This window comes from Marinospirillum sp. (assembly GCF_014859565.1).
The window spans coordinates 1-5543 of record NZ_JACUUA010000206.1; the positions used below are offsets into that span (position 1 = coordinate 1).

Below are 5543 nucleotides of genomic sequence, written 5' to 3' on the forward strand. Positions count from 1 at the left end.
GTATATGTGGGTTTTCAAGGCGTTCGAGTAGTTTTTTCTTGAACTGCTGCTGGAGAGGAACGGCTAATTTTTTCCATTCTTTCAAAGCACTCTTTTTGAATTCAAGCTTATAGGTCATCGAGATTGACCGAAATGCTTTCTTCGTGTTTACGAGCTTTTGCCAGCTGTATCAACTCCAGATCCTCAAGTTGATTCAAGAGGCTTTCATAGGTTTCTGCTGGTAAGCAGTAAAAAGCTGGCTCATTTCGGTTGAGAATCGCAATAGCCTCACCATGGGCGCTTGCGACAACTTTCATGGGGTTTGCTTTCAGTTCAGTGATGCTGGCAGCTACATCCGCCAGAATTCTTGCAGTCATTTTATCGGTCTCTTAATCAGTCTTTTATTCGATCATTTTAGGGTTCCTTGGCTGGTTTAACAAGGCGCTATCCTTAACATCCAATAAAAAACCCCGCACAAGGCGGGGAGGGACAGAGTTAAAACGGAGTTCTGAAAATACTAAGTGCTGAAAACGGAGAAAACAGCTTATTGGTCATAATCCAGTACTACCTTGTCGCTGACGGGATAACACTGGCAGGACAGCACATAACCGGCTTCCACCTCGTAGTCTTCCAGGGCAAAGTTGGCATCCATATCCACTTCACCTTCCACGACCTTGGCGCGGCAAGTAGAGCAAACACCGGCTTTGCAGGAAAAAGGCAGATCAGCGCCGTGTTCATTACCGGCTTCCAGAATGCTTTTGGTGTTGCGTGTTAACTCAAAGGCCAGTGAACGGCCATCAGCAATCACGGTGATTTGAGATACGGCGGTTGGGTCGACCTTCACATCGGCACGATCCTGACGCGCTACAGGGGCACCACCGGCTGGAGTGAAGAGTTCAAAGTGGATTTTTTCTTTGGGCATACCATGACGCTCCAGAGAATCACGCACACTCTCGGTCATGGCTTGTGGGCCACAGATAAACGCTGCAGTCAGCTCTTTGGGTTTAACCCAGTGATCAAACAGTGCATCACACTTTTCGCTGTTGATATGACCATTGTAAAGGTCGATATCCTGTTGCTCACGGCTGAAAATAAACACCAGATTCAGGCGCTGCATAAAGCGGTTTTTTAAATCCGCCAGCTGTTCACGGAACAGGGTGCTACTGGTGGAGCGGTTGCCGTAAAACAGCGTAAAACTGCTGTGAGGTTCGGCTTCCAGTGTGGTTTTGATAATCGACAGAATCGGTGTGATACCACTGCCTGCGGCTACGGCCAGGTATTCACCCTGCTGCTCCGGGTTCAGCTCGGTATAAAAACGCCCCTGGGGTGGCATCACCTCCAAAGTTTGACCGGCTTTTAACTGCTGATTGGCGAAGGTGGAAAAACGCCCACCGGGAACCTGTTTGATGGCAACCCGCAGCTCACCATCATTCACGCCGTTGCAGATGGAGTAAGAACGGCGAACTTCTTCACCATCAATGCTGGTTTTTAGTGTCAGGTACTGACCTTGGGTAAAACGATAGGCATCCTGCAACGAATCCGGCAGATCAAATGCCAGAGACACGGCATCACGCGTTTCCGGTCTGACCTCTTTAATGGTCAGTGAATGAAATTGGCTCATAATCTTCTCATTTTATTATCAGTATTCTGGTCCAGGCTTGAGGACAACACTTGTACAAGGTAACCCGCTTCCGGCGTGTTCGGCTTTCCATGCCTCAAACGCCGCGCTGCGCAGTCCCTGCTGCGCTTGCCGCAGGTTATCCTTGACGTGTTGTCAGCCTGTCCGTCATTAAATGCATTTAAAGTAATCAAAAGGTTCCAGGCAGTCGGTGCAGCGATAGAGCGCCTTGCAAGCCGTGGAGCCAAATTCGCTGACCCGCTCGGTATGCAAGCTGCCGCAGTGTGGGCAGGTGATCACCTCATCCATACCCAGCAGGCTCATTTTGCTGGCGCTGCCCTGCGGTGGTGCTATGCCGTATTCCCGCAGTTTGTTGCGTCCGGATTCACTGATCCAGTCAGTGGTCCAAGCCGGTGTTAATACCCGCCGAACCAGAGGTTCACGGATACCCGCCTGCATCAGTGCGGCAGCAATCTGCTCTTCAATCAGCTCTGTGGCCGGGCAGCCGGAGTAGGTGGGTGTTACATCCACCCACAAGTGTTCATCCTGCCAGCCCAGCTGGCGCACAATACCCAGCTCCACCACACTGACGACCGGTACTTCCGGGTCTTTTACCTCGTCCAGTAACTGCCAGAGTTGATCTTCAGTCAGTCGGGCACCACTGGCATTGCCGGGTACTCGATCACTGGCAATGACCGGGGCAGTTAAAGGAGCCGGTTGCGGACGGCTGTGATTACCAGGTTTTGGCATCCGGATAAGCCCTCTGCAGGAACTGCATTTCAGCCAGAATAAAACCCAGGTGTTCGGTGTGGACGCCTTTTTTACCACCTAATTGCATCCAGGCATCATCCGGTTGTACGGTCAGGGTGGCTTCAGTCAGTACTTCCTTTACCAGACCTTTCCAGTCGGCTGCCAGTTGCTGTGGCTCCGGTGCCAAGCCAGCTGCTGCCAGCTGAGTGTCCACTGCATCCGGAGTGATCATTTCCCCAGTGAAGCGCCATAGGCTTTCTATGGCCACTTCCATACGCTGATGGCTTTCTTCGGTGCCATCACCCAGACGTTTGACCCATTCGGAAGAACGGCGCAGGTGGTAGGTCACTTCTTTTAAAGCCTTGGCAGCAATACCGGCAATGCGCTCATCCGGTGATTTCACCAGCGCCTGCAGGGTGAAGTAGTGCCAGGTGTCATAAAAAAACTGGCGAGCCATGGTGACGGCGTAATCACCGTTAGGCTGTTCAACGATCAGCAGGTTACGGTATTCGTGGGCATCACGGCGGAAAGCCAGGGCATCAGCATCACGTGTGCCGCCTTCCAGCTCGGCAGCATAGTCGTACCAGTTACGTGCCTGACCGACCAGATCCAGCGCCACGTTCATCAGTGCCATTTCTTCTTCAACAGCCGGAGCCTTGCCGCACAGCTCACACAGGCGCTGGCTGATGATCAGAGCAGAGTCGCCCAGGCGCAGCAGGTAATCACGCAATGCCTGTTGTTGGCTGTTTTGTTGCAGGGTTTGTTCAGTCATGGGTGCCGCTCCTTACATGTGGCCGACTTCATCAGGCAGCTTGTAGAAGGAAGCATGACGGTAAACCTTGTCTTGCGACGGATCGAATAGGGGTTCTTTTTCGTCCGGGGCGGATGCTGTGATGTTGTTGGAGGGCACTACCCAGATGCTGACACCTTCGTTGCGGCGGGTGTAGAGTTCACGGGCATTTTCAATTGCCATGCGTGCATCAGCGGCATGAACACTGCCAACGTGTTTATGGTTCAAACCGTGTTTGCTGCGTACAAATACTTCGTACAGGGGCCATTCAGTCATGTTGATCTCCTCAATCAAGCAGCGTTCTGCTGTTTTTGTTGTTGTTTGTCGGCGTAGGCTTTAGCGGCCTGGCGAACCCAGGTGCCTTCGTCGATGGCTTTTTTGCGGGTGGCAATACGTTCGCGGTTACAGGGGCCGTTGCCTTTTAACACTTCGTAGAACTCACTCCAGTCGATTTCACCAAAGTCATAATGACCGCGTTCTTCGTTCCACTTCAGGTCTGGGTCGGGTGCGGTGCAGCCAAGGAACTCAAGCTGGGGTACGGTCTGGTCAATAAACATCTGGCGCAGTTCATCATTGCTTTTGCGCTTGATTTTCCAGGCCATGGACTGTTGGGAGTTGGGTGAGTGCTCATCAGACGGACCAAACATCATCAGTGCCGGCCACCAGAGGCGATTGATGGAATCCTGCACCATGGCTTTTTGTGCCTCGGTGCCTTCACGCATCAGATCCAGCAGAATCTGGTAACCCTGACGCTGGTGGAAGCTTTCTTCTTTACAGATGCGGATCATGGCGCGGGAATAAGGGCCATAAGAGGTACGCTGCAGCACCACCTGGTTCACAATCGCGGCACCATCCACCAGCCAGCCAACCGTACCCATATCTGCCCAGTTCAGCGTGGGGTAGTTAAAAATGCTGGAATACTTGGCTTTGCCTTCGTGCAGCTTCTGAATTTCTTCATCACGGCTGGCGCCCAGGGTTTCCATGGCGCTGTAGAGATAAAGACCGTGACCGGCTTCATCCTGAATTTTTGCCATTAATTGCAGTTTGCGTTTCAGGGTGGGGGCACGGGTGACCCAGTTGCCTTCTGGCAGCATACCGACCACTTCTGAGTGGGCGTGCTGGGAAATCTGGCGAATCAGTGTCTGACGATAAGCATCAGGCATCCAGTTTTTGGGTTCGATCTTGATTTCTGCATCGACTTTTTCCTGAAAAGCACGCTCTTCAGGTGACATTTCTTCCAAAGTCTTCAGGCGTTTGACGCCGGTTTCCACGAGCTGGGCGTACATCTTTTGCCTCCGGTTCGGTCTTGTTGTTCTGGTTTCGGTGAAAGCTGTTTTGTAGCAGCTTTTTTGTAAAAATATGTAGCCGGACTGATCTGGCTTAGGTGCCAGCACTCTTTTTATATGATACCCAAAATAATAGCAAGTATAGATTTTACGTATCATGTTATTTCGAGTGAAAACAGCCAAAAAGTTCACTGATCTGCATCATAAGACTTTTAGAGAAAAATTTGATTCAGATCATGCTTTGTAAGCGACACGCTAAAAAACAAAAAGTAGTGTTGATGTATCGTATTTTGAGAATAAAAAAACCGGCATCAAGGTGCTGTCTGATACCGGCCAAAAGGGGCTGATGATGAGGGGCGCGAAGGGTGTCCGGATGGGCTGCGGACGAGCGATCAGGACACCAAGTGGCTAGCAGGTGCCGTCTGGGGCTGTGCCTGATCAAAATAACCTTCAGTATGGATCTGGTTGTCCTGTGCGCCCAGTGCCTTCACGGCAGTCATACAAGCATCCACAAAACCTGGGCTACCGGAGATAAAAATACTGTGCTGCGACAGATCCTTGAACTGCTGGGGTAATACCTCCGGCAGTAGGCCGTGCAGGATGCCGTCTTTTTTCTCATCTGTCAGGGTGGGTTTGTAGTTAAAATTACGGTGTTTGGCTTCCCAGTATTTCATCATACCCAGATCATACAAATCTGCTTCGGTACGCGCTGAGAACATCAAGGTGACTGGTTTACGGAAATCACGACGCAGTGCGGCTTCAGCCAAAGACATGATGGGCGCGAGACCGGAGCCGGCAGCCAGACAGAGCACAGAGGTTTCGGTGGTGGGATCACCGATGAAGGTGCCGTAAGGGCCGTTGATCTTCACCATATCACCCACGTTTAACTGCTGGTGCACCCAGTTGCTGGTTTTGCCATCTTCCACCTGAGTGATTTGCAGCAGGATTTCACCATCCGGGCGCGGCGCGTTGGCAATCGAGTAACAGCGTTCCGGCGCTCCGGCACGTTCATCACCCAGAGTGACATACTGACCGGGCCAGAAGCGCATGGCAGAACCGATGGGGCGGAAACGCAGCTGACGAATGCGTGGTGTGCACTGGGTGATTTCGGTGATGATGT

General features: G+C 51.7%; 7 protein-coding genes and 1 pseudogene. All 8 read right to left on the bottom strand.

What is annotated here, in order from left to right:
• Positions 1–118 (bottom strand): annotated as a pseudogene (locus tag IBX50_RS16505) (type II toxin-antitoxin system mRNA interferase toxin, RelE/StbE family); the annotation flags it as partial.
• A complete protein-coding gene (locus IBX50_RS16510; protein ID WP_292257394.1) occupies positions 108–356 on the bottom strand; it encodes a type II toxin-antitoxin system Phd/YefM family antitoxin in 249 nt (82 codons plus the stop codon). The gene IBX50_RS16510 and the pseudogene IBX50_RS16505, both read right to left, overlap by 11 nt.
• Positions 357–523: 167 nt before the next feature.
• Complete coding sequence (paaE, locus tag IBX50_RS16515; protein ID WP_292257395.1) at positions 524–1600, bottom strand: 1,2-phenylacetyl-CoA epoxidase subunit PaaE; 1077 nt, start codon at positions 1598–1600, stop codon at positions 524–526.
• Between the two features lie 168 nt (positions 1601–1768).
• Positions 1769–2347, bottom strand: a complete 579-nt coding sequence (gene paaD, locus IBX50_RS16520; protein ID WP_292257396.1) for a 1,2-phenylacetyl-CoA epoxidase subunit PaaD — start codon at positions 2345–2347, stop codon at positions 1769–1771.
• Positions 2331–3119, bottom strand: coding sequence for a 1,2-phenylacetyl-CoA epoxidase subunit PaaC (paaC, locus tag IBX50_RS16525; RefSeq protein ID WP_292257397.1), 789 nt, complete (start codon positions 3117–3119; stop codon positions 2331–2333). Before paaC ends, paaD begins: the two co-directional genes overlap by 17 nt.
• 12 nt (positions 3120–3131) lie before the next feature.
• On the bottom strand, positions 3132–3413 hold the full coding sequence (paaB, locus tag IBX50_RS16530) for a 1,2-phenylacetyl-CoA epoxidase subunit PaaB (protein WP_366930745.1): 282 nt from the start codon (positions 3411–3413) through the stop codon (positions 3132–3134).
• Positions 3414–3427: 14 nt separating this feature from the next.
• Entirely contained in the window at positions 3428–4423 is a 996-nt protein-coding gene (gene paaA, locus IBX50_RS16535) for a 1,2-phenylacetyl-CoA epoxidase subunit PaaA (RefSeq protein ID WP_292257398.1), read from the bottom strand.
• 392 nt (positions 4424–4815) lie between these two features.
• A partial coding sequence (locus IBX50_RS16540) for an FAD-binding oxidoreductase (RefSeq protein WP_292257399.1) occupies positions 4816–5543 on the bottom strand: 728 nt, incomplete at its 5' end.

What these genes read in the sequence shown, in the direction of transcription:
- IBX50_RS16510 (WP_292257394.1), bottom strand. Translation starts at nt 356, where the DNA reads ATGACTGCAAGAATTCTGGCGGATGTAGCTGCCAGCATCACTGAACTG.
- paaE (WP_292257395.1), bottom strand. Translation starts at nt 1,600, where the DNA reads ATGAGCCAATTTCATTCACTGACCATTAAAGAGGTCAGACCGGAAACG.
- paaD (WP_292257396.1), bottom strand. Translation starts at nt 2,347, where the DNA reads ATGCCAAAACCTGGTAATCACAGCCGTCCGCAACCGGCTCCTTTAACT.
- paaC (WP_292257397.1), bottom strand. Translation starts at nt 3,119, where the DNA reads ATGACTGAACAAACCCTGCAACAAAACAGCCAACAACAGGCATTGCGT.
- paaB (WP_366930745.1), bottom strand. Translation starts at nt 3,413, where the DNA reads ATGACTGAATGGCCCCTGTACGAAGTATTTGTACGCAGCAAACACGGT.
- paaA (WP_292257398.1), bottom strand. Translation starts at nt 4,423, where the DNA reads ATGTACGCCCAGCTCGTGGAAACCGGCGTCAAACGCCTGAAGACTTTG.